This is a genomic window from Pacificoceanicola algae (genome assembly GCF_049341065.1).
Taxonomy (GTDB): Bacteria; Pseudomonadota; Alphaproteobacteria; order Rhodobacterales; family Rhodobacteraceae; genus Pacificoceanicola.
Genome location: NZ_JBMPIX010000001.1, coordinates 351,975 through 376,155, shown reverse-complemented (window position 1 = coordinate 376,155; position 24,181 = coordinate 351,975). Strand labels below are relative to the sequence as shown.

General features: G+C 61.5%; 21 protein-coding genes. 13 read left to right on the top strand and 8 right to left on the bottom strand.

Annotated features, from left to right (window positions below):
- Positions 1 to 44 precede the first annotated feature (44 nt).
- Positions 45 to 2,204, top strand: a complete 2,160-nt coding sequence (gene purL / locus ACOYQJ_RS01795) for a phosphoribosylformylglycinamidine synthase subunit PurL (RefSeq protein WP_422904282.1) — start codon at positions 45 to 47, stop codon at positions 2,202 to 2,204.
- A 100-nt stretch (positions 2,205 to 2,304) separates the two neighbouring features.
- Here purL and ACOYQJ_RS01790 read toward each other — a convergent pair whose 3' ends face one another.
- A complete protein-coding gene (locus ACOYQJ_RS01790; RefSeq protein WP_422904281.1) occupies positions 2,305 to 3,186 on the bottom strand; it encodes a sulfotransferase domain-containing protein in 882 nt (293 codons plus the stop codon).
- A gap of 268 nt (positions 3,187 to 3,454) precedes the next feature.
- Between ACOYQJ_RS01790 and ACOYQJ_RS01785 the strand changes: the two genes are divergently transcribed.
- Positions 3,455 to 4,141, top strand: coding sequence for a M48 family metallopeptidase (locus ACOYQJ_RS01785; RefSeq protein WP_422904280.1), 687 nt, complete (start codon positions 3,455 to 3,457; stop codon positions 4,139 to 4,141).
- 40 nt (positions 4,142 to 4,181) lie between these two features.
- On the opposite strand, the gene ACOYQJ_RS01780 is transcribed toward ACOYQJ_RS01785, so the two are convergent.
- Entirely contained in the window at positions 4,182 to 5,333 is a 1,152-nt protein-coding gene (locus ACOYQJ_RS01780; RefSeq protein WP_422904279.1) for a YhaZ family DNA alkylation repair protein, read from the bottom strand.
- 4 nt (positions 5,334 to 5,337) lie between these two features.
- Positions 5,338 to 6,117 carry an SDR family oxidoreductase gene (locus ACOYQJ_RS01775; protein ID WP_422904278.1) on the bottom strand — a complete coding sequence of 260 codons (780 nt, stop codon included), beginning with the start codon at positions 6,115 to 6,117 and terminating at the stop codon, positions 5,338 to 5,340.
- 141 nt (positions 6,118 to 6,258) lie between these two features.
- Between ACOYQJ_RS01775 and ACOYQJ_RS01770 the strand changes: the two genes are divergently transcribed.
- Entirely contained in the window at positions 6,259 to 7,275 is a 1,017-nt protein-coding gene (locus ACOYQJ_RS01770) for a Hint domain-containing protein (RefSeq protein WP_422904277.1), read from the top strand.
- A gap of 6 nt (positions 7,276 to 7,281) precedes the next feature.
- On the opposite strand, the gene ACOYQJ_RS01765 is transcribed toward ACOYQJ_RS01770, so the two are convergent.
- Positions 7,282 to 7,536, bottom strand: coding sequence for a DUF7218 family protein (locus ACOYQJ_RS01765; protein ID WP_422904276.1), 255 nt, complete (start codon positions 7,534 to 7,536; stop codon positions 7,282 to 7,284).
- A 139-nt stretch (positions 7,537 to 7,675) separates the two neighbouring features.
- On the opposite strand from ACOYQJ_RS01765, the gene ACOYQJ_RS01760 reads away from it, so the two are divergent.
- Positions 7,676 to 9,271 carry a peptide chain release factor 3 gene (locus ACOYQJ_RS01760; protein ID WP_422904275.1) on the top strand — a complete coding sequence of 532 codons (1,596 nt, stop codon included), beginning with the start codon at positions 7,676 to 7,678 and terminating at the stop codon, positions 9,269 to 9,271.
- 200 nt (positions 9,272 to 9,471) lie between these two features.
- Entirely contained in the window at positions 9,472 to 10,917 is a 1,446-nt protein-coding gene (locus ACOYQJ_RS01755) for a hypothetical protein (RefSeq protein WP_422904274.1), read from the top strand.
- A 66-nt stretch (positions 10,918 to 10,983) separates the two neighbouring features.
- Here the strand turns inward: ACOYQJ_RS01755 and ACOYQJ_RS01750 are convergent, their stop codons facing one another.
- Complete coding sequence (locus tag ACOYQJ_RS01750) at positions 10,984 to 12,633, bottom strand: OmpA family protein (protein WP_422904273.1); 1,650 nt, start codon at positions 12,631 to 12,633, stop codon at positions 10,984 to 10,986.
- Between the two features lie 112 nt (positions 12,634 to 12,745).
- A complete protein-coding gene (locus ACOYQJ_RS01745; protein ID WP_422904272.1) occupies positions 12,746 to 13,996 on the bottom strand; it encodes a vWA domain-containing protein in 1,251 nt (416 codons plus the stop codon).
- A 98-nt stretch (positions 13,997 to 14,094) separates the two neighbouring features.
- Between ACOYQJ_RS01745 and ACOYQJ_RS01740 the strand changes: the two genes are divergently transcribed.
- A complete protein-coding gene (locus ACOYQJ_RS01740; protein ID WP_422904271.1) occupies positions 14,095 to 14,709 on the top strand; it encodes a hypothetical protein in 615 nt (204 codons plus the stop codon).
- Between the two features lie 44 nt (positions 14,710 to 14,753).
- Here ACOYQJ_RS01740 and ACOYQJ_RS01735 read toward each other — a convergent pair whose 3' ends face one another.
- Positions 14,754 to 15,662: an AAA family ATPase gene (locus ACOYQJ_RS01735; protein ID WP_422904270.1), complete on the bottom strand. Its 909-nt coding sequence runs from the start codon at positions 15,660 to 15,662 to the stop codon at positions 14,754 to 14,756.
- A gap of 213 nt (positions 15,663 to 15,875) precedes the next feature.
- Here ACOYQJ_RS01735 and ACOYQJ_RS01730 point away from each other — a divergent pair, with 213 nt between their 5' ends.
- From ACOYQJ_RS01730 to ACOYQJ_RS01700, 7 genes are all read left to right on the top strand, one after another.
- Positions 15,876 to 16,922, top strand: coding sequence for a glycosyltransferase family 2 protein (locus ACOYQJ_RS01730; RefSeq protein ID WP_422904269.1), 1,047 nt, complete (start codon positions 15,876 to 15,878; stop codon positions 16,920 to 16,922).
- The gene (locus tag ACOYQJ_RS01725; protein WP_422904268.1) at positions 16,919 to 17,566 is read left to right on the top strand and encodes a hypothetical protein; all 648 of its coding nucleotides are present in this window, start codon (positions 16,919 to 16,921) and stop codon (positions 17,564 to 17,566) included. The genes ACOYQJ_RS01730 and ACOYQJ_RS01725 overlap by 4 nt, the downstream gene beginning before the upstream one ends.
- Positions 17,566 to 19,896 carry a glycosyltransferase family 2 protein gene (locus tag ACOYQJ_RS01720; RefSeq protein ID WP_422904267.1) on the top strand — a complete coding sequence of 777 codons (2,331 nt, stop codon included), beginning with the start codon at positions 17,566 to 17,568 and terminating at the stop codon, positions 19,894 to 19,896. The genes ACOYQJ_RS01725 and ACOYQJ_RS01720 overlap by 1 nt, the downstream gene beginning before the upstream one ends.
- Positions 19,897 to 19,899: 3 nt before the next feature.
- Positions 19,900 to 20,601: an FkbM family methyltransferase gene (locus tag ACOYQJ_RS01715; RefSeq protein ID WP_422904266.1), complete on the top strand. Its 702-nt coding sequence runs from the start codon at positions 19,900 to 19,902 to the stop codon at positions 20,599 to 20,601.
- Positions 20,602 to 20,616: 15 nt separating this feature from the next.
- Positions 20,617 to 21,669 (top strand): glycosyltransferase family 2 protein, encoded by a 1,053-nt coding sequence (locus ACOYQJ_RS01710; protein ID WP_422904265.1) that lies wholly within the window; start codon positions 20,617 to 20,619, stop codon positions 21,667 to 21,669.
- Positions 21,670 to 21,695: 26 nt separating this feature from the next.
- Complete coding sequence (locus ACOYQJ_RS01705) at positions 21,696 to 22,850, top strand: cytochrome P450 (protein WP_422904264.1); 1,155 nt, start codon at positions 21,696 to 21,698, stop codon at positions 22,848 to 22,850.
- 111 nt (positions 22,851 to 22,961) lie between these two features.
- Entirely contained in the window at positions 22,962 to 23,894 is a 933-nt protein-coding gene (locus ACOYQJ_RS01700; protein ID WP_422904263.1) for a PLP-dependent aminotransferase family protein, read from the top strand.
- A gap of 3 nt (positions 23,895 to 23,897) precedes the next feature.
- Here ACOYQJ_RS01700 and ACOYQJ_RS01695 read toward each other — a convergent pair whose 3' ends face one another.
- A complete protein-coding gene (locus tag ACOYQJ_RS01695; RefSeq protein WP_422904262.1) occupies positions 23,898 to 24,173 on the bottom strand; it encodes a hypothetical protein in 276 nt (91 codons plus the stop codon).
- Positions 24,174 to 24,181: the final 8 nt, after the last annotated feature.

Sequence of the window (24,181 nt, the reverse complement as noted above, 5' to 3'; positions counted from 1 at the left end):
CGCCCATGTCGTAAAGAGCGCCCGACGCCACACGTGGGGACGACATGCAAGAACCTGCCATCACACCAGAGCTGATCGAAGCACACGGCATCAAGCCGGACGAATACGCCGAGATCCTGCGCATCATGAACCGAGAGCCCACCTTTACCGAACTGGGCATCTTCTCGGCCATGTGGAACGAACATTGTTCCTACAAAAGCTCCAAGATCCACCTGAAGACCCTGCCGACAACCGGGCCCCAGGTCATCTGCGGGCCGGGCGAGAATGCCGGTGTCGTGGACATTGGCGATGGGCAGGCCGTGGTCTTCAAGATGGAAAGCCACAACCACCCCTCGTATATCGAACCCTATCAGGGGGCGGCGACCGGCGTGGGCGGCATTTTGCGCGACGTCTTTACCATGGGTGCGCGTCCCATCGCGGCGATGAACTCGCTCAGCTTTGGCGAGAAAGACCATTACAAGACCCGGCAACTGGTGCATGGCGTCGTCGAAGGTGTCGGCGGCTATGGCAACTGCTTTGGCGTGCCGACCGTGGGCGGCGAGGTCCGCTTCGATCCTGCCTACAATGGCAACTGCCTTGTGAACGCCTTTGCCGCAGGTCTGGCCGATACCGACAAGATCTTTTACTCGGCGGCCAGCGGCGTTGGCCGCCCGGTTGTCTACCTTGGTGCCAAGACCGGCCGCGACGGCGTTGGCGGGGCCACCATGGCCAGCGCCGAGTTTGACGAGACCATCGAGGAAAAGCGCCCCACCGTTCAGGTTGGCGACCCCTTCACCGAAAAGCGCCTGATGGAAGCCACGCTGGAGCTGATGCGGACCGGCGCTGTCATCTCTATCCAGGACATGGGCGCGGCCGGCCTGACGTGCTCGGCCGTGGAAATGGGCGACAAGGGCAAGCTCGGCATCCGGCTCGATCTGGAAAAGGTCCCCCAGCGCGAAGCCAACATGACCGCCTACGAGATGATGCTGTCGGAATCGCAGGAACGCATGCTTATGGTCCTGGACCCGGCCAAAGAAGCCGAGGCCAAGGCCGTCTTTGACAAATGGGATCTCGACTTTGCCATCGTTGGTGAAACCCTGCCCGAAGATCGCTTTCTCATCGTCCATAACGGCGACATCAAAGCCGACATGCCGCTGTCGCGCCTGTCCTCCTCGGCGCCCGAATATGATCGCCCATGGGAGCCCACCGCCCCCGCCGCCCCGCTGGAAGACGTGCCGCAGATCGATCCCATCGGCGGGCTGCGCGCGCTGATCTCCTCGCCGAACTACTGTTCGCGCGAATGGGTGTACGAGCAATACGACAGTCAGGTGATGGGCGACACCGTGCGCATCCCCGGTTTTGGCGCTGGCGTGATCCGCGTCGCCGATACCGACAAGAAGCTGGCCTTCACCAGCGATGTCACCCCGCGTTATGTGCGTGCCAACCCGGTCGAGGGCGGCAAACAAGCGGTCGCCGAAGCGTTCCGCAACCTCAGCGCCGTTGGGGCCAAACCGCTTGCCACCACCGACAACCTGAACTTCGGCAACCCCGAAAAGCCCGCCATCATGGGCCAGTTCGTCGGCGCGCTGGACGGCATTGGACAGGCCTGCATCGCGCTGGACATGCCGATCGTCTCGGGCAACGTCTCGCTTTATAACGAAACCGACGGTCAGGGCATCCTGCCGACACCGACCATCGGCGCCGTGGGTCTGATCGCGGCGGGCGAAGAACCGATCCTCGACTATGCCCGCGACGGCCATGTGGCCCTGCTGGTGGGCGAAACCACCGGGCATCTGGGCCAATCAGCCCTTTTGGCCGAGGTGTTCAACCGCCAGGACGGTGACGCCCCCCATGTCGATCTGCAGGCCGAGCGTCGCAACGGCGATTTCATCCGCGACAATCGTGCGCTGATCAAATCCTGCACCGACCTGTCGGATGGCGGTCTGGCCATGGCGGCCTTTGAAATGGCTGAAGCCTCGGGCGTCGGTGTGCATCTGGATGCCTCGGATACCCCGACCCTGTTTGGTGAAGATCAGGCGCGTTACCTTGTGGCCTGCAACTTCGATCAGGCCGAAGCGTTGATGGGCGCCGCCGCCAAAGCCGGTGTGCCGATAACGACGGTGGGCAAGTTCACCGGCGACACGGTCCGCATGGGCAGCTCCGAAGCGCCGCTGGCTGATCTCGCGGCGCTTTATCGCGGCGCCTTTGGCGATATGTTCGGCTGACCGGCCTGTTCCCCTGACCGCAAAGACGCCCTCGCAGAAACCTGCGGGGGCGTTTTCATGACTGGCCCGAACATGTCTGGTATGCTGCCATTGCGGCGCGTTATGCCGCCGTAGCCCCGGCCGAGCCCCATTCGAGCCAGACGCGTTCTTCAGGCGTCAGAAGGTCCGAAATCGCCGCATCGTAGGCCGCGAGATCGTCCTTGGTCAGCTGACCCTCCCATTTGTTGGACGTCGCGCTGTCGAAAAACCCGGCATCGGCCTTCCAGAACCCTTGCCCGGCGGACGGCGTAAAGCGGTGCGCGTTGGCCTTCATGCTGTCGAAACGCGCGGCGTCCACGATTGCCGCCATCAGCTCTGGCGGGTGCGTAATCCCGACATGGTCTGCAATCTTTGCCACCGCTGCCGCAAGATCGCGCGTCATGTCGGCATAGTGGAGACGAAGCAAATTGCCCCGATCTTCGCGCGCCAATGTCTGGGTGTAATGGTTGACGACGCCGGCAAGCGAGCCTTCCCCGTGATCGCCTCGCAGAAAGATACGAAAGCTCTCGGACGGATCGTCCGGATAGAGGGCATCGACCAAATCGATGTTCATATTGCGCACATGGTTGCGGAATGAAAAATGCACATCGATCGGATTGCGGTAGACCGTGATGTAGCGCAACTCACTCCAGTAGGGCAGCCCATCGAAGGGTGTATGCGATTTCACCTGCCGCCGATGATCCTGCGCGGCCAGACGGGCGAGCACATCTTCAAGAGGGCGCAGCTTCATATCGATCCACGGGCTTTTCATCGAGGTCTGGGCGTCCACATCCGGCTGCCCAGAAATGAGCATGGCAAGAATGCCCTGCGTCCATGTCGTACCTGATTTCGGCGGCGTGTTGACTACGATATCCCCGGCTCGTGGCTCGAACGAATTCCAGCGCGCAGGGTCGCTTTCGGGTCCGGAATAGGTCGTTTGGGCGGGCTCAAATGGTGTGAGCATGGTCTTCCTCTTTTTCGAACCAGCGTAAGGGTGCAGGTGGCAAGATCCCAAGTGAAAAGTTAGCGAATGAAAGCGCAGAACGGTCGTTTGTATTTGTGTATCCGCGCAAACTGATCCCCTGAGAAAATCCCCTGCAATAAACTGCCGGCACGCCCCGGTTTGATTTTCGCGCGCTTTCGACCGGCATCACACACGTCTGCCAAGGTGTTTTGCTCAACGATCCTGTCGCCCCCTTTTCCTTCGCTCCTCCGCGCCCCATATTCCCCTTATGCTGAAGTTTACCCCCATCCTGCTTGCCCTGGCCTATGCCTTTGTCATGTACCACTTTTCCGCATGGCGGACGGGCAAGGAACTGGACGCCAAGTCCACGGAACTGGCCGATGCCAAGCTCAAACAGCTGACCGACCGCATGGCCGCCGCGTTGGGCCTGCCGCGCATTCGCGTGAACATCTACGAGATTGAGCCGGTCAACGGCCTTGCTGCCCCCGATGGGCGCATCTTCATCACCCGCGGTTTTTTCGCCCGCTACCGGTCCGGCGAAGTCACCGCCGAGGAACTGGCCAGCGTCATCGCGCATGAACTGGGGCATGTGGCGCTTGGTCATTCGCGCCGACGAATGATCGACTTTTCCGGTCAGAACGCCCTGCGCACGGCGCTCGCCATGGTGCTGTCGCGCTTTTTGCCGGGCATTGGCGTTGCAATTGCCAATGGTCTGACCTCGTTGCTGGCCGCGCGGCTGTCGCGCTCGGATGAATATGAGGCGGACGAATACGCCGCCGCGTTGCTGGTCAAATCCGGGATCGGGGTCGAGCCGCAGCGTTCACTGTTCCGCAAGCTTGAAGGTCTCACGCAGTCGCGTGGTGGCGCGGTGCCTGCATGGCTCATGTCCCACCCCAAGACCGAAGAGCGTATCAAGGCGCTGGACAAGCTGGAAGCAAAATGGGCCAAAGCCTGACCGCTTCAAAGGCTGCGTAAACCCGCAGAAGGAATGTGATTTACCCAGCCGCGCCTTCGGTCAATTCAAACGGCGCTTCGGCCACGTCCTGCCCGTTGATCTGAACAATCACCGCATGCGTCCCGGGATGCAGGCGAAAGGTTGTCGCATCGCCTTTCATATGGTGGGTCTTTTCCAGAACGACGGGCGCGCCTGCCTTGGCCTTGACGGCCTTCAGCTTGAACACCTTTTCTGCCGCGCCCTTGGGCCGGGCAAAGCGCAATCGGTAATCGACCAATAACGGCAGATCCTCTTGTGCTGTCACGTCGACGCAAAAATGCAGCCTCTCGCCGATGGCCACGCGGTCTTGCGCAATAGTCACCGTCGCTGCGACCTCACCGGTGCGATAACCCAGCAGATCCAAGGCGCCGCGTTCGCCGCGCTTCACGGCTGTGCGCAGGGCGTGGCGGGTCATCCAGCCCATCTCGCGAGGATCCTGCAACGCCTGCTCGCGCCAGTCGCGCAACCGCGCCACCACCACATCGGGCATCACCTTGGACAGATCGTTCATGTGATTGGCCACCGAGCGCGTGACATAGCGCGTGCCATCCCCGTGCAGCACATCCAGAAACCGCAAGGGCACCGCCGGGTCCAGCGTGATGTTGCGCGCCCAGGGCAGTTTTGGCCGCGTGCCTTCGCTCACCAGACGCCGCACGTGATAGTTGTCATCGCGCGCCCAATCTTCCAGCCGCGCCAGCGTTTCTTCCGGCCAACTGTTCAGGAAAGGGCGGATGTAGAACTCCATGGAAAAACGCTGGGTGGCGGCATAAAGCAGGTCCAGCGCCCGCGCGTGATGCGCCGCAAGCCCATGCCGCACCGCCAAAATCCCCGGCACAGCATGAATGAAGCGGCCAAAGTCATTGTCGGTCAGCCCCGGGTCCAGAGGCGGCGGCATCGCGGCCTCCAATGCCTCGGCCATGGCCGGAAAGCTGTCCGGCAGGCGCGGCTCAAGGCAATCGGCGATCCAGTCAAGCCGTTCCAGCAACCCGCGCCCTTCAAGGCCGACGACCACCTCGGCCACAAAGCCTTCGGGGTCAAACCCCGGCAGAACCGCGTAATCGCGGGCCAGATCGCCGATGCTGGCCAAATTGAACAGTTGATCCGCCAACGAAAACCCGGCGCCACCGCCTTTGCCATCCGGCCCGCGCGCCATCGGTTTACATGGTCGACAAGGTCGCGCCGCCATCCAGAAGGATGTTCTGCCCGACGATAAAGCCCGCATGTTGCGAACACAGATAGGCGCACATGTTGCCAAACTCTTGCGGCGTGCCATAGCGGCGCGCCGGAATGGTCTGTTCGCGCTGCGCCTTGGCTTCGTCCAGCGAAATGCCCTGCTGCTGCGCCACGCCGGTATCCAGCGAAACCGCCCGGTCGGTTGCATGAATGCCCGGCAAGAGGTTGTTCACCACAACGCCGAAGGGCGCCACCTGCCGCGACGTGCCCGCGACGTATCCGGTCAGACCGGTGCGCGCCGAATTCGACAGGCCCAACACCGCGATCGGCGCCTTGACCGATTGCGAGGTGATGTTGACCACCCGGCCCCAGCCCTTGTCGATCATCTTGGGCATGAGCGCCGTCATCAGGGCAATCGGCGTCAGCATGTTGCCGTCCAGCGCCTTGATGAAGTCGTCCCGGGTCCAGTCGCTCCACATGCCCGGAGGCGGGCCGCCGGCGTTGGTCACCAGAATGTCGACATCGCCCGCCGCCTCAAGCACCTTGGCGCGGCCCTCTTCGCTGACGATATCGGCGGCAACGGTTGTCACCTGCACCTGATAGCGGTCGCGAATCGTCTGTGCGGTCTCTTCCAACGCCTCGGCGCCGCGTGCGTTCATCACCAGATCAACGCCCGCTTCGGCCAATGCCTCGGCGCAGCCCCGGCCCAGACCCTTGCTGGATGCGCAAACCAGCGCACGTTTCCCGCGAATTCCAAGATCCATTGCTCTCTCCTCGATGCTTTGTTCGCCGCCATTGGCCGGTAAAAGGCCGAATGCGGGGCCATATGATGACACATTCCCCTTGCATACAATGGGGGTTCCGCTTGATTTTGCACCAGCAGTGTGTCCCCTTTTGGCCCAAACATGACCCAATCCGAAGCCCAACGTCCCAGCCAGAGCCTGCCTGTTTACCGGGCAGAATACCTGCGCGTGATCAACGGGGCCAACCTTGGGGATGCGCTCGGCTTTGCCGATGAGCTGATCATGGACGATGTCTATCGACTTTCCCCCCTGTCAGCGACGATCAGGCTGGGGGTGATCAACGCCGCCACGTCGCCCTTCACGATCGCCGAGGACAGCGAAGGCGGCACCCCCGGTGCAGACCTGCATCTGGACTGCTGCGTCACCTTCATGAGCGGCGATGGCGCGACCACCGAATGCCTTGTGCTGGTGGAAACCGACGGCGATGGAAATGTCGCGCAGATCTACATCCTGCCGCTGGCGCCGATGACCCCCAAGGCCGATTACGTCCTGGTCGGCGTGAACCGAGACAATGCCCTGCACCGCTTTGCCCAGGTCGCCTGTGTGTCCTTTACCAAGGGCACCGCGATCACCATGGCCTCGGGCGCGCAGAAACCGGTCGAAGAGATCAGGATCGGAGACAAGGTTCTGACCCGCGATGCCGGCATTCAGGAAATCCGCTGGATCGGCCACCAGACCGTGCGGGCCGTCGGAGCCTTTGCCCCGATCAGTATCCGCCAAGGCACGCTGAACAACACCCGCGATCTGGTCGTTTCGCCGGACTTTCGCCTGTTCATCTATCAACGGCAGGACCGCCTTGGAGCGGGCCGCGCCGAACTGCTGGTCCGCGCCCGCCATCTGGTCAACGGCGACACCATCACGCGCCTGACCGGGGGCTTTGTCGACTACTACCAGATGCTGTTTGACAGCCACCAGATCATCTATGCCGAGGGCATCGCCGCAGAAAGCATGTTGGTCGATACCCGCACCTCGGCGGTTCTGCCCGAGGAGCTGAACGAAAAGCTGTCCGAGCTGATCCCCGGCCACGCGGGGTCCGCCCATCGCGGGATCGAAGTGCAGGAAACCCTGCTGGCCCGCCCGGACGCCGCAGATATCCTGCGAAAGTCATCGGGCGGCTAAGCTGGTCTAGCCTTCCCGCAGCGCCGCGATCAACTCATCCTTGGACATCTCCGAGCACCCTTCGATGCCGATTTCCTTGGCGCGGTCGTAAAGATCATCCTTTGTCCAGTCTTCGTATGGCTGCGCCTTGCCGCCTTTTTTCGACGGGCTCATGTCGTCGTTGGCCTGTGCATTGCTGATCCGCGCTGCCATTTCCTTGGACATGCCTTTGTCGCGCAGCGCCTCGTACTGGTCTTCGTTCTTGATCGACGGGTTTGGCATAACGTGTCTCCTTTCCTGATGAAACGCGGCACGGCGGGCCCGGGTTCCCCCGATGCCATCGCCGCACCGGATCGCTAACGACATCCCGACCGCCGCCCGTGGATTGTGCATCGCCAAATTTCAGGGTAACGCAGCGCTCATGACGAACCGCCCAGACCTGCCCGCCGAAATCGCCCGCCGCCGGACCTTTGCGATCATCTCGCACCCGGACGCGGGCAAGACGACTCTGACCGAGAAATTCCTTCTGTTTGGCGGCGCCATTCAGATGGCTGGACAGGTGCGCGCTAAGGGCGAAGCTCGGCGCACGCGCTCGGACTTCATGCAGATGGAAAAAGACCGGGGCATTTCCGTCAGCGCCTCGGCGATGTCCTTTGATTTCAAGACGTTCCGCTTCAATTTGGTGGACACCCCCGGCCACTCGGATTTCTCGGAAGATACCTATCGCACGCTGACCGCCGTGGACGCCGCTGTCATGGTGATCGACGGCGCAAAGGGCGTCGAAAGCCAGACCCGAAAACTGTTCGAGGTCTGCCGGTTGCGCGATCTGCCGATCCTGACCTTTTGCAACAAGATGGACCGCGAGGCGCGCGACGTCTTTGAGATCATCGACGAAATTCAGGAAAATCTGGCGATCGACGTGACCCCGGCCAGCTGGCCAATCGGCATGGGCCGGGATTTTCTTGGTTGCTATGACATGCTGAACGACCGTCTGGAACTGATGGACCGCGCCGACCGCAACGTGGTGGCGGAATCGATCCAGATCAACGGCCTTGATGATCCTGAGCTGGAAAAGCACATCCCCGAAGCCCTGCTGACGCAGCTGCGCGAAGAGGTCGAGATGGCGCGCGAGCTGCTTCCCGAGCTGAACCCGCAGTCCGTTCTCGAAGGACATATGACCCCGATCTGGTTCGGCAGCGCGATCAACTCGTTCGGCGTCAAGGAATTGATGGACGGGATCGGCACCTATGGCCCCGAGCCGCAGGTGCAAAAGGCGACGCCTCGCGACATCGCCCCCGAAGAAACCAAGGTCGCCGGGTTTGTCTTCAAGGTGCAGGCCAACATGGACCCAAAGCACCGCGACCGCGTGGCCTTTGTCCGGCTGGCCTCGGGGCATTTCTTGCGCGGCATGAAGCTGACTCATGTGCGCACGAAAAAACCCATGGCGATTTCCAACCCGGTGATGTTCCTCGCCTCGGACCGCGAACTGGCCGAGGAAGGCTGGGCTGGCGATATCATCGGTATTCCCAACCACGGCCAGCTGCGCATCGGCGACACGCTGACCGAAGGCGAGGCGCTGAAAGTAACTGGCATCCCAAGCTTTGCGCCGGAATTGTTGCAAGGGGTCCGCGCGGGTGATCCGATGAAGGCCAAGCACCTTGAAAAGGCGCTGATGCAATTCGCCGAGGAAGGCGCCGCCAAGGTTTTCAAACCGATGATCGGATCCGGCTTTGTCGTCGGTGTCGTGGGCGCGCTTCAGTTCGAGGTTCTTGGCAGCCGGATCGAGCTGGAATACGGCCTGCCGGTGCGCTTTGACGCCTCGCAATTCACCAGCGCCCGTTGGGTGACAGGCGACCGCGCGGCGGTCGACAAATTCATCAACGCCAACAAGCAGCACATTTCGTACGACCATGACGGCGATGTGGTCTATCTGACGCGGCTTCAGTGGGACATTGACCGGATCGAGCGGGACTATCCCGACGTGACCCTGTCGGCAACCAAAGAGATGATGGTCTGACACGGCGACTGGTCGCCTGGTGTGTAATTCGCGGCGCGGGTGTGGCCTGACCAGCGGCTTGTAGAAGGCGCTCTTCCCCGGCGCTCAATGCAACCTAAAATTTAATTCCGCGCAAAATGCGCAACATTAAAGTGAAATTTCCTTGACTTAACGTCAACCCGAAGACGAGTGTGAAAGATACATTCAATCGGGGGGAATTCATGTCGGATCATTTCAAACAAACTCGCAAGGCGCAGTCCTTCATCTGGTCAATCGGGCTTGTGACGCTTTGCGGCGCGCTGCCGGTTCAGGCGCAAAACGTCTTGCCGACCGACGCCAAGGCAAGCTGCGCTGTCGATGCGGCGACCTTCAACAGTTGGTTCGATAGCGGCACCGCAGCCGACGGCGGATCGGTCAAACCTGCCAATGGCTTCAACTTTCCGCCCTCGGCCACAAACACCGATTGCGATTTCTACCAATGGGGGGCTCAGATGTTCCTCTGGCTGACCTCGCCGGACCCGGCGGGCGGGATAACCATCGACAACACAGATTTTTACGACGTCGTGTCCGCAGGAGACATGAAGCGAAAGTTTGTCGAAAACGATGGCGGGCCGACCTTGATGCAGTTGCGAAGCGTCAAACCGATCGATTCCGAAGGTACCGGACAGGCGGGCGGCGGCGATGTCCTGATCAGCGCCAACAACTCATTGGTGTATTACGGCGTGCACGCCAATGACATCTACGCCTGGTTCCGAACCGGTGTCACCGACGGAACCTTTACTGGCGACATGGCGGCAAACTTTCCAACCACCGAGGCCGACGTTCAGCAGATCGTGAGTTACGCGGCGGGCAAAGGCGCAACAATCACCGACATCGACGCCAGCACGATGGAGCTCAAGACCTCGTGGGTGGATGCCAGCACGGTGGCGGACAAGTCCACGTTCATCACCGCCAGCGCGGTCGTGCCAAACTACACCAAAGGGTCTGACACGCTGTGGACGCTGGATGGCACCCAGACCATCGAACTGGCGTTGGTTGGCGTTCATATCGCGGCCCCGGTTCTGGGCCACCCCGAACTGGTCTGGATCAGCTACGAACATATCTCGAACGCTCCGATGGCCGACTATGTCTATACCACGACCGGGGACACCCAATCGCTGCAGGCCTATAACGCAGCGGGGACATGGACCTTTGACGTCGACGAAACCTACACGCCCCCGGCGATAGTGCCCAACGCGGCGCAGCAAAAGAACGGCGACATCATGTCCCCGACCGGAACGCCCATTGGTCCGGTTGCTGTCGCGCTCAAGAACCCTTGGGGTGTGGCGCCGGGGCCGAACAATGACGCCTCCAACAATACCGATCTGGTCTCGCTCAATGTATCACTGATGTCGCAACTGGGCGGGCTTGGCGATCTGCGGGCGAATTACTTTCAGATCGGCGGCATCTGGACGGTGGACGGGCAATTGCCCCTAAGCGGCAGCGACGGGAACATTCGTGGCGGGCTGCGGCTGGCGAATTCGACCATGGAGACCTTTCACCAGTACCCCGATCACAACAGTTTCACTTCGGAGAATTGCTTTACCTGCCATGCGGTCGCCAAGGAAACCGATCCGGGCGTCAAGGTCAGCCATATCTTTGACAGCCTCGACGCACTAGGGCAGTAAACTCCCGATCGCAATGAAAAGGCCCTCCCCCCTTTTCGGGGCGAGGGCCATTTTTTCGGCGCGTGGTCAGTTGAGCAGCGGCGTGATGCGGCGCACGGCGGCGCGGCGGTTGGCACGCTCGGACTGGGTGGTTTCGATCATCAGATCGCTTTCACCATAGCCCTGAAGCACCATATTCTCCGGCGGCACATCAAAGTATTCGGTCAGCGCCAGCGCCACGGATTCCGCCCGGCGGTCGGACAGAGCAAGGTTATAGCTGTACTGGCCCACCGCGTCTGTGTGACCTTCGATCAGGAAAACCTCGCCGGGATTGTCGAGGATCATCTTGCGCATGGCATTGCCAAGCGCCGCGAGTTCTTCGGCCTCGTCGGGGCGAATGGCCGCTGAATCCGTGGCAAAGTTGATCGTGTCCACGCTGATCTCGGGCACCAGCTGGCGCACCGCGTCAATGTTGCGGATCTGGTTGAGCGAGAAGCTCCGGCCGACCTGCGTGCCCTGCTGGGCGGCAAGCGCTGCGGCCAGTTGATCGGCCTCGACCTCGCGGTAGTTCAGGCTTTGCCGATCACCGACCTGCGGCAGATCATTCACCACCACCTGAGCGCTGTCCTGCGTGTCGTCGAACAAAAGCACCTCGGTGCCATCAGGCAGAGTGCGCGAGCGGCGCAGCACCCGGCCGTCAGCAGCACGGATGGTTTCGACCACGGTGCCATCTTCGTAGGTCAGCACGTTGCGGGTCGAGCCATCGTCATAGCGGAAGGTCTGCACATCGGTGCCGGGGCGGCGCAGCAATTCGTCGTCGTTGCGCAGGACACGGTACTGGCCGTTGTCTTCGATCACGACGCGGTCGCCGCTGTTGGATACGACACGTTCATCGCCGCTCAGGATGTCGGCCAGCGCCACGGCGCCAAGCCCAAGAAGGGCCGCGCCTGCGATCGTTTCGGCGGTCTTGTCGTTGCCACCACCTGAATCGCCTTTCGGGCTGGGTTTGGCTGTCAAGAGATCCGTCACGAAATCCTCGGACGAGCTGCGCACATCCTTTTTCGAGACTGTTTCCTCGGTCATCTTGGCACCATCATCGCCGGCGCGGCCATCATTTACGGCGGCAGCGGCGGCAGGTTTTTTCTTTTTCTTTTTGGCGACGGCGTCTGCCTGTTCCTGTCCGCTAAGTTCGCGGAACAGATCCTCGACGGTTGCTGGCGCAGCCTTGTCCGCAGTCTGAGCCGGGGCGGCCGGTTTCGCAGGCTTTTCTACAGGCGTTTCGACGGCCCGTCCTTCAGCGGCCGGTTCCTTGGGCGTCTCAGCCACGGTTTCCGCGTCAGTCGGCGCTTCGGGCGCGTCAGCAGCTTCGTCCTTGGCCGGCTCTTCGGGGGCCTGTGTCACCGCCTGATCGGCAGGCTTGGCCGCAGGGGCTGCAGGCATTTCGGCCTGCTTCTTCTTGGCTTTGGGTGCCTTTGGATCAGGCGCAGGTTCCGCCTGTTCAGGTCCATCCAGCCCCAGTTGGTTAAGCAGTTCCGGATTCTCCGCCGCCTTGTCCAGTGCCTCGCAATCCAACCCCTTGGGCAAATCTTTCCCCGAGGCACACAGCTTTTCCAGCTTGCGCATCTGGTCTGCGGCTGGGCCGCTCAGGGCATCGGACAGGGCATTGCCCTGGGCATGGACGGGTAGGCTCAGAGCCAGAACGGTGGCCGATGCGGTGGCAAGCAATAGGGATTTCATGGCGTTTCCTTTCCTTTATGCCCGCTCAGGGGCTTGAGAGAGAAACGCGTCACATCGGTTTAGGTTGCATCGCTAATGCGTGCCCAAAGGTCACATAGGCGGATTGGCGCCGTCAGAGCAGCTGCATCAGCCGGGCTTTTTCACCCAGATCGTCGGGCCGAGAGATCGCCTCGGCCAGATCTTCGAGCGAGGCAATGGAATGACCTGCCCGAAAGCTGTCCACATGGGGCAGCATGGCGCGAATGCCGGTGGCTTTCGGCGCAAAGCCGTCCCAACGCAGCAGCGGGTTCAGCCAGATCAGGCGGCGCGAGGACAGGTGCAGACGCTCCATTTCCTTTTCCAGCGCGCCCGCATCGTCGCGGTCCAGCCCGTCGGTGATCAGAAGGACGACGGCGCCCTGCCCCATGACCCGGCGAGTCCAGTCACGGTTGAATTGGTGCAGGCATTGGCCGATCCGTGTGCCACCTTCCCAGTCGTGCGCCTCGGCGCCCGCCGCTTTCAGCGCCGCGTCCACGTCACGGGTGGCAAGATGGCGGGTGATGTTGGTCAGCTGCGTGCCAAAGGTAAAGGCATGCACCTTGGCCCAGCCCGCGCCTTTTTCGTTGGCCACCGCATGCAGAAAGTGCAGCACCATGCGGGAATACTGGCTCATCGAACCCGAGATGTCGCAGAGCACCACAAGATTGGGCCAGCGCGGACGCGGTTTGGCGCGCGCGATCGAGTGGATCTCGCCCCCTCGGCGCAGCGCGTCACGGATGGTCTTGCGATAATCCACCCGCGCGCCAAGAGCCGAGGCCATCGAGCGGCGGGACTTGATCGGCTTCACCGGCAGTTTGAGCCGCGCCAACATGCGTTTGGCCTGCGCGATCTCCTCGGTCGACATCTGCTCGAAATCCAAGGTGCGCAGCTTTTCCTCGGCTGACATCGTCATCGAGGCGTCAATCTCGATCTGGGTGGCCTCTTCGTCCTGCTCGGTTTCGGGCATTTCGGGCAACTCGTCGCCCAACAGCGCCTGCGCCGCGCGTTTCTCGGCGGCCATCGCCAGCTTTTCCTCCTGCACGCCACGGATCGCAGGCAGCATGAGGCTCATCATATGTTCAAGGTAGCGCGGATCGCGCCAGTAAAGACGGAAGATCTGCGCAAAGACGGTGCGATGCTCAGGGCGGTTCACGAAACAGGCATGCAGCGTCCAGTAGAAATCCATCCGGTCGGTAAACCCGGCGGCCTCGACGGCGCGCACAGCGTCAATCACCCGGCCCGGCCCGACGGGCAGCCCCGCCCGGCGCAGGGCGCGCGCGAAATGGATGATGTTCTGCGCAAGGCGCGGATTCTCGGGGACGTCTATGGGGGCGTATTCGGGCATGGCCGGACTATCCGTCACAGCCGCTCACAAGACAATGAGACGTTTGCATGATAGCCTTGGCAAATTGACGCCCCGCTAACCAACTTCAGCGATGACCCATGAATTTGTTCACCGATAGCAAGACCCCCGCCATCCTGACGATCTTCATTGCTGTGGTTGGCTTCTACATTTCCACCGTTGTGACAGAAATCCGCGGGCAGTCGGTGCTGACCTATCGGTTCGCGACAGGGTCTGACGGCGCCGCAACGTTGAGGTTGAAAAACGTCTCTCTATCCAGCCTCGTGCCACTGACACGCTTCGAGATCGCCTGCTCGGACCAACGGGCAGAGTGCCTTTCTGAAATGCCCGGCGGCGCGTTTCACGCCCTTGGCCGTGTCCCACCGGTGTCCCCGGCCAACACCGAAGGGGTCTCGGACGCGGCGGGCGCGGTGCTGGTCGCGACGCTGGTGCCGGGGGCAATCGTCGAGATCACGGTGCAAGCGGCAACGCCGGGAACGGATCTCGAGTTCTTTTACACCGCGTCCCGGGACAATCCGGAACCTCTGTTGCTGCTGGATGCTGGCAGCCCGACGGCGCTCTTCGTTGACAATTATTTCGACATCATGGTGCTGGCCTTTGTCATCGCATTGGCCGGTCTTGTGATCGTAATCCTCTACCCCCTGCTGCCGGGCCGAACAGCAAAGGCATCGGGCGCCGATGCGCCCAAAGAGTAAGGGCGACCCGAGGGCCGCCCCATTCCGTTTGAAACAAGACGCCTTTACGCCGCATCAAGCGAGGATTTGACCTCGTCCAGAATACGCTTGGCTTCAGAACCCTGAAGTTTGGCAATATCGTCCTGATATTTCAGGATCGCGCCAAGGGTGTCCGAGATGACCTCGGGCGACAGGTCAATCACGTCGAGCGCCAAAAGGCATTTCGCCCAGTCGATGGTTTCGGCAACACCGGGTTTCTTGAAGATATCCTCGGTGCGCAGGGATTGGACGAAGGCGACGATCTGTTTGGACAGCGTCTCGGAAACCTCGGGGGCGCGGCTGTTCAGAATCTCCACTTCGCGTTGGAAGTTCGGATAGTCGACCCAGTGATACAGGCAGCGGCGCTTCAGGGCATCGTGTACCTCGCGCGTCCGGTTGGACGTCAGGATCACGATGGGCGGTTCCGGGGCTTTGATCGTGCCGATTTCCGGAATGGTCACCTGAAAATCCGACAGCGCTTCGAGAAGGAAGGCCTCAAAGGGTTCGTCGGTGCGGTCAAGTTCGTCGATCAGCAGGATCGGCGCGCCGTTTTCATCCGGGCGCATGGCCTGAAGCAGCGGACGTTCGATCAGGAAATCCGGGCTGAACAGCTCTTGGTTCAGCAGGTCACGGTCGGCATTGCCCTGTGCTTCGGCGGTGCGGATGGCGATCATCTGCGCCGGGAAGTTCCATTCATAGACCGCCGAGGAAGCATCAAGGCCTTCGTAGCATTGCAGACGGATCAGACGCCGCCCAAGACACGTTGCAAGCGCCTTGGCGATCTCGGTCTTGCCGACGCCGGCTTCGCCTTCAAGGAACAGCGGGCGGCCAAGGCGCAGGGACAGGAACACCACAGTCGCCAGCGCGCGGCCGCAGACATAGCCGGTGTCGCCCAGAACCTTCTGAACCTCGTCGATACTATTTGGAATTTGCATATGAAGGCCTCCTTGCCCCTAGGAAGTGCCTGCCCCGCCCCAAAGGGTCAATAGCGCCAAGGTCGCAGATAGCCGGGATTTTTTCGTTGAAAAGTTGACGCGTACACCAAGCGGTGCGATGATTCGTGCCATGGTGATCACGGGCGTCGGCCCTAATGAAAACAAGCAATCTGGACGAGCAGTGATGTCCTTTGAACCAGCGGGGGCGCCGAAATGCGCATAACCGCAGTGACCTGTGTCAAGAATGAAGGCCCGTTCCTGCTGGAATGGATCGCCTTCAACCGCCTGCTGGGCGTGACAGATTTTCTATTCTATTCAAATGATTGCACCGATGGCACCGACGCCTTGCTAGATGCCCTGGCGGCGGGTCCGGAAGAGGCGTTCGGCCATGTCGTGCATCTTCCGAACCCGGCCAAGGGGCGCAACTACCAGATGGAGGCTCTGAAAGATGCCGCCCGCCGCCCAATCGTCAAACGTGCCGACTGGGTCTGGATCGCGGATGTGGATGAATTCCTGAACATTCATGTCGGCGATCACACAATCCCGGCTCTGATTGCGGCCTGCGGCGATCCGCAGGCGATCAGTGTGAGTTTTCAGTTCTTTGCCAATTGCGGCGTGGACGGGTTTCATGACCGCCCGGTTATCGAGCAGTTCACCCGCTCGCATAATCCCGACCTGTGGTGCGACCAGACCGCGATCGAGGTCAAATCGCTGATGCGGCGCGATTTCCCGCTGAAGTACTTTGGCGCCCACCGCCCCTTCTTCCGCGAGGATCTGCCACGAGAAAACATGCCGGTCTGGACCGATGGCGCCGGGCGGCGCGTGCCGCACAAATTCCTGATCGCCGCCAACCCGCGCCGGATACGCAAGTTTCCGGCCCATGGCGCTAGGCGCTTTGCGACGCTGAACCACTATGCGCTGCGCTCGCTCGACAGCTATCTGGTCAAGAACGACCGGGGCGATGTGAACCGCGAGAACCGCGCCTTTGACGACAGCTATTGGCGCGAACGCAACGATCCGGCATGGGAAGATCTGAGCATCCAGCGCTATGTGCCAGCGCTACGGGCCGCGCTGGACAAGATGAAAGAAGATCCCAACATTCGCGCACTTCACGCCAACTGTGTGCGCCTTCATAAAGCCAAGCGGGATGAGCTGATGGCCCAGCCCGCCTATGCGCAGATGTATCACCATCTCAAAGCCCTGCCGACGCAGCCGCCCACCGAATACGCGTTGATGCAGGAACTGGGGCTGGCCTCATGAGCGGGGTGAAACTGGTCAATCTCGGGCTGCCCAAGTCCGGCACCACGACCCTGGCCGAAGCGCTGAACAAGGCCGGTTGGTGCGCGGCGGATCACAAGGTGCGGCGCCTGCACACAAGCGAGCCGACCCTTGGCGGCACCTTCGTGGCGCGGCAGCTTTACAACGGCTATTTCAACAGCGGAAACCCTTTTGAGTTTCTGGACATGTACGACGCCCTGACCGAAATCAGCGTGCTGAAGGTCGATGTCTCGCTATGGCCGCAATGCGACTATGCCGTACTCAAAGCGATGCGGATGGTGCGACCGGAGATGTTGTTTGTCGCCACTTGGCGCCCCGCAGCCGAGCTTTCGGACAGCATGCGGCGTTGGAACAATCTTGGCAAAGACCGCCTGCCCTCGGGCACCCTGCCCGGCTTGCCGCGCGGGTTCGGGCAAAGCGACGCGGAACGCATTCGCTGGATCGAGGGCCATTATGACATGCTGCGCGATCTGTTTGGCGATGATCCGCGCTATCTGGAATTGCCCGTGGCGGCGCCGGACGCGCGCGACAGGCTTGCGGCCCATATCGAAATGGATATTCCGTGGTGGGGCCGCGCCAATGTGAACACCGAAAATCCCGCCGATCCGGCCAAGGGCGCCGCCTGATGCGGATTTTCCTGCACATCGGGCCTGATGGTCCGTCAAGCGACCGGATGCAGCGCATCATGGATGCCAAGCGCGGGCAGCTGGCCCGCAAGGGTGTGCTTTATCCGCGCTCACCCGGCGCGCGCAATCACACGCGTATCTTCATGGCGGTGAGCGATCCGGAAAACGTCGACAGCCTGCGCTTGAACCGCGGCTTTGCAGAGCCCGAAAAACAGGCCGCCCTGCGCGAGGATGTTGCCCGCGCACTGATGGACGAAGTGAAGGCCAGCGAGGCACAAACCCTGATCCTGTCGTGCCATCAATTTGGCAGCGCATTGGTCACGCACAGCGAACTGCTGCGCCTTCGGGATCTTCTTTCGCCGATTTCGGGCGATATCACCGTCGTCGCCCATCTGGACGATCCTGCGCGCATGCTGGTCCGGCGCTATGCTGCACAGCTTTTCGAAGGCCGCAGCGCCCCGCTTGATCTGGAACTTGGCCTGCTGGAGGCCGATGATTTTCGCGCCGCCGCGCTGGCCACCCGCCCCGAGACTAACCAGCAATCCGGTCAGTTCGGCGAGGTGCAAGGCGCTTGCTTTTGGCTCGATTTCAAAGGGCTGCAACACGCGTGGGAAGCGGTCTTTGGCGCCGGGTCGGTCCGGTTCCGCAGTCTGGATCAGGACCGTCTGGATCGCGAAAGCGCGACGGAAGAGTTGCGCGAAAGTTTCGACATCGCAAAGCGGATCGGCAAGGCCGAGCCTGAACCGGTCCCGGGCCTGCCCCCCGCCGCATGGATGACGCGCTGCCGGATGTTCAACGAGGTGCTTTTGCGGCTATTGCAGGTGCGCGACATGAGCGTGTCGCGCCCTCTGTGGCGCAAGCTGCTGGGCGAGATCAAGGTGCATGGCACCCCCATCCCGGCGGGAAGCCTTTCAGCGGTTTCCGACCGCTTTCGCGCCGACATTGAGGACCTTTGCAAAACCCATCCGGGCCTGAAGATGCCTCAGTTGAAGCCAGACACCCCCTGCCCGCCATGGGTCGAAGCCGATCCGCTGATGGGGTTTCGCGCAACCCAGTATCTGGCGGCGGTGGATTGGCGGCTGAAGCAGGCGCATAAGGTCGAACAGGCACCCGACCCCAAAATAGTGAAACAGATCGACGACAGTCTTTCACCCGCCGCACGGCAGTTCTTGCCCGCTCGTGCCAAGCAGAACTTCGCACAGATCCGCACCTCGGTCTTTGCGCCGCACAACTGTCTTGGTCAGGTCAACGAAGAGGAACTGGCCGCCGCCTTTCCGCCTGCGCCGCCGCGCGTTCTGCCCGCGGGGTCCGGCGGCAATGTCATCGTCGGCTGTATGAAAAACGAAGCGCCCTATATCCTTGAGTGGGTCGCCTATCATCGCGCCATCGGGGTGGATAATTTCCTGATCTACACCAACGATTGCGACGATGGGACGGACGCGATCCTGACCCGCCTGCAAGAGCTTGGCGTGCTTGAACACCGCGACAATTCGCAATGGACGGGCAAAAGCCCGCAGCAATTCGCGCTGGACGCCGCGCTGGAAGATCCCGTCGTCAAAAGCGCGGACTGGCTGATCCATATCGACGTGGATGAGTTCATCAATGTGCGCTGCGGCAATGGCACGCTGGACGACTTCTTTGCGCGCGTCCCGGACGCCACCAATGTTGCGATGACATGGCGGCTGTTCGGGCACAACGGCGTGACCGGGCTCAAAGACGATCTGGTGATAGACCAGTTCGACGCCTGCGCGCCGAAATATTGCCCCAAGCCGCACACGGTCTGGGGTTTCAAGACCATGTTCCGCAACATCGGCGCCTATCAAAAGCTGTCCTGCCACCGCCCCAACAAACTGACCAAGGGGTTTGAGACCTGTGTGAAATGGGTCAACGGCTCCGGTCAAGACATGACCGCCGAGGCGATCAAGAACGGCTGGCGCAGCTCCAAACGCTCGATCGGCTATGACCTTATTCAGCTGAACCACTACGCTCTGCGCAGCGCCGAAAGCTTCTTGATCAAACGCCAGCGTGGCCGCGCCCTGCATGTCGACCGTTCGATCGGGTTGAACTACTGGATCCGCATGGATTGGTGCGATCACCGCGACATCACGATCAAACGCAACATCCCGCGCACAAAGGCCGAGATGGCGCGCCTTATGGCGGATGACAGATTGCGCCAGTTGCACGAAGACGGCCTTGCATGGCACCGCGGCAAGGCGGATGAATTGCACCAGATGCCCGAGTTTCAGGACCTGTACGAACAGGCACTGGCGCTGCAGCTGAAAGAAACTGAACGGGTCGCCTATGCGCTTGCCCTCGATATGGAGACCTGAGCCATGGATGGCCCCGCCGAAACCCCTCGCAGCCCGTTCATCCGCTCGCGCGGGATGAACATCCCCAAACATCCGCAACTGACCACCGGCCGGGTGCGCGGTGCCCTGCGTGAAGGCACCTATGAGCGCAAGGAATGCGATGCGGTCATGCGGGTGGTCAAAGCCGGGGACCGGGTGCTCGAACTGGGCGGCGGGCTGGGCTATATGTCCACGCTCTTGTCGGTGAAAAAGAATGTCGAACGGGTCATCAGCTACGAGGCGAACCCGACCCTGATCCCCTATATCCGCTCAGTCCATGCGGCCAACAACGTGCAGAACGTCGAGGTGCGCAATGCCCTGCTGTCGCCCGCGGCGGGAGATCCGGTGCCCTTCTACGTGCGCAAGAATTTCCTTGGCTCCTCGATGGATCACGATGCCGACCCCGGCAGCATCGTCGAGACAGTTCAGATCGAAAAGCACCCGATCAGCGACACTCTGGCAGACCTCAAGCCCAACGTGCTCGTCTGCGATATCGAAGGCGCCGAAGCAGAGGTTCTGCTGTCAGGCGACTGGTCCGGCCTGCGCGCCGCGATCATCGAATTGCATCCGCAATGGATTGGTCCCAAAGGCGTGCGCGCGGTCTTTGACGCCATGCACGCCGGTGGGCTGACCTATTTCCCCAAAGCCTCGGAAGGAAAGGTCGTCACCTTCCGGCGCGAGTGGTGATCGCTTGGGCCGCCGATGAACATCACCGCCATTCTATGCGTCCGCAACGAAGGCGCCTTCCTGCTGGACTGGCTGGCCCACCATCTGGCCTGCGGCATCACGCATGTGGTGGCGCTGTCAAACGATTGCGATGATGGCACGGACGCCTTGCTGGACCGTTTGGCCGAATTGGGCCATGTCACCCATATCCGCAACGAAGGCCCTTACGACAGTGGTGGCATCCAGTTCACCGGCCTGAAGCTGGCCGACAAAAGCATGGCCGTTCGACAGGCCGACTGGCTGTTGCCGCTCGACATCGACGAATTCGTCAACATCCATATCGGCGATCACAGCCTGCCTGCCCTGATCGCCGCCTTGCCCGACGCCGATGCAATCACCCTGACGTGGCGGCTGTTTGGCAACAACGGGATCATCCTGTACGAAGACAGCCCGGTGACGGAACAGTTCACCAAGGCCGCACCTGAGATCATGCATTGGCCGTGGCGCGCAGCGATGTTCAAGACGCTCTATCGCAACGATGGCACCTATGGAAAACTGGGCGTTCACCGCCCGCGCAGCCCGGACAAGTCGCGACTGGCACTATGCCGTTGGTTCGATGGCAACGGCAGCGAATTGAGCGAGCCGTTCCGCACCAGGCGCATCTTCTCGAACTACGGGCGGCCAATGTACGGGTTGGCGCAGCTCAACCATTATCCGCTTGGCGCGATGGAAAGCTATCTGCTCAAGGTCGATCGTGGCCGTGCGGTCCATTCTGACCATCTGCTCGGCATGGATTATTGGGTCGAACGCAACTGGATCGAGGACGAAGACCGCAGCATCCTGCGAAGCGCCGGCAAGGTGCGGGACATTCGCGCGGGCCTTGCGGCAGATGCCACCCTGTCGGCCTTGCACGACGCTGCCGTGCAATGGCGCAAGGCCCGGTTTGAGGCGCTGATGACGCAAGAACCCTATCGCGCCCTGTTTGCCCGCCTGCTGATGACCCCGCCTGCCCGCCCCATTACCGAGGACGCCGCGCGCTTTCTGACCGGACATGCGCGGCGCGATCCAGGCAACCAAAGCTTGCCCTGAGGCAGCGCGCCTGCTTTTCTACCGCCATGAGCAGCGCCCCGATCTTTGACATCGACCCCAAGACGTTTCACGCCGATCCCTACCCCTCGCTGGCCCGGATGCAGGCCGAGGCGCCGATTGCCTTTGTGCCGCAGTTGAACGCCACCTTGATCACCCGGCACGCGACGATCTATGCGCAGGAAAAACGGACGCAGGTGTTTTCTTCGCAGCAACCACAGGGGCTGATGACCCGCCTGATGGGCGAAAACATGATGCGCAAGGATGGCGCGCCGCATCTGGAGGAACGCAAGGCCTGCTTTCCCGCCTTTTCGCCCCGAACTGTCAAAAACCACTGGTCCGCAAGCTTTGAAAACTCTGCCAGCGCGATATTAGCCGAATTGCGCCCGAAAGGCGCCTGCGATCTGGTGCGCGACTATGCCATGCGCGTTTCGGGCGAGGCGTTGCGCGCGATCACCGGGTTGCACGATCTGACATGGCAGAAAATGGATGCGGTCAGCCAGGGGATGATCGACGGAATCGCCAATTACGCGGGCGACCCGAAGATCGAGGCACGCTGCCACGCCGCGACGCGCAGGATTGACGCGGCCATCGAGGCCGGGCTGGACGCGCCGCCGCCGCTGTCTCTGCTGGCCGTGCAGCTGGATGCCGGTCTGCCAATGGACACGGTCCGCGCCAACATCAAGCTGGCCATCTCGGGCGGCCAGAACGAGCCGCGCGATGCCATCGCGGGCACCGCATGGGCGCTGCTCAGCCACCCTGATCAACTGGCGTTGGTGCGCAGCGGCACGGCCAGTTGGCGCGACGCCTTTGAGGAATACGCCCGCTGGATGTCCCCCATCGGCATGTCGCCACGCGAGATTGCCCAAGAGGATACAGTCGATGGCGTGACTTTCGCGAAAGGATCGCGCGCCTTTTTGATGTTCGGGATCGGCAACAGGGATGGCAGCGTCTTTGAAAGCCCGAACCGTTTTGATGTCACCCGCGATTGCAGCAAAAGTCTTGCTTTCGGGGCGGGGCCGCACTTTTGCGCCGGGGCGGCAGCCTCGCGCAGTCTGATTGCTGACGTGGCGCTGCCCAAACTGTTTGAAACGTTGCCGGATTTGGCTTTGGACGGGCCGACGCCCTTTGCCGGATGGGCCTTTCGTGGGCCGCTTTCCATGCCCGTGCGCTGGAAAACCTGAGCCTGCCCCTAGAATTTCCGCTCAATTTGCACAATTTAGCCTGAAACCTCGGGCATTGTTTCGGGAAAACCGGTCCACTTCAGGCCCGGAGCAGAGGATCGTGCAGAGATCATGCAGCAGGCAAACCATAATTTTCCACCCGATCTGTCGGGGCTTTCGCGCACGGAGTGGCTGACCTCGTTGCGCAAGATCGGCAATGATACCGGCTTTTCCGAACCCTTGGGGCGCGCTCACGCCGCGATATTCGTCGAAGATGGCGACACCCTGTTGGTCAACTTTGAAACCATGCCGGGAATCGAGGCGCTGTCGCCGACGCGAACTCCGTTCGGCTTTGAAATGACGGGCGCGCTTGGCTGGTCCTCCCTGTCGATCCTCGCGCATCGCGACACATGGTTCCGCGACCCCAAAATCTTTGCGTTTTTCGATCAGTTGCAGGACGACGGCTTTTTCGACGACTTCGAGAGGGTGATTTTTTACGGCGCCGGTCCCTGCGGCTATGCGGCCGGGGCCTATTCCGTGACATCGCCGGGGGCGCGGGTGTTGATGCTGCAACCGCAGGCCACGCTTGATCCGCGGGTCACCGAATGGGACGAACGTTTTGCCGAGTTGCGTCGGCTGAACTTTACCTCTCGCTACGGCTATGCGCCCGATATGATTGACGCGGCCCATCACGCCTATGTGCTGTACGACCCGCACGAGCGGCTTGATGCCATGCACTCCGCGCTGTTTGAAAAGCGAAATGTCACGCGGTTGCGGATGCCCTTCATGGGCGGGGCCTTGCAAAGCGATCTGATGGCGTTGGACCTGCTGCCTTCGCTCATTCAGGCCGTGGCCGAGGATCGGCTGAACACCTTCAGCTTTGCCCAGATGATGCGGGCACGGCGCGATCATCCGCCCTACCTGCGCAAACTTCTGGCCAAGTTGGATGCGGATGAGCGCAAGGAATTGGCGCGGATGCTGTGTTCGAACGTGGTCGCGCGGATGCACGCTCCGCGCTTTCGACGCCGCCTGGCCGAGCTTGAAGCCGAGGACGATCAGCCCTGAGCCTTAACCCTGACGATTGGTCAGGGCATCCCGGATCTCTTGCTGGAAATACCCAAGCGCCGCCCCGATCACAAAGATTGTCGGGCGCCCCGACACGTCGAGCAGCCAAAGCACCAGCGCCGCCCCGAACATGGTCACCAAAAGCGCGGCGATCCGGCGATCCTTGCCTTCGGGCAGCCGTTCGCGCCCCAGTGCAGAGATCAGGATTTCAGTGATGCGCGGCTCGGCCGGGCGTACCGCCCAGCCAGCCAGGGCCGAAAAGATCAAGGTCAGGATCATCATGTTCC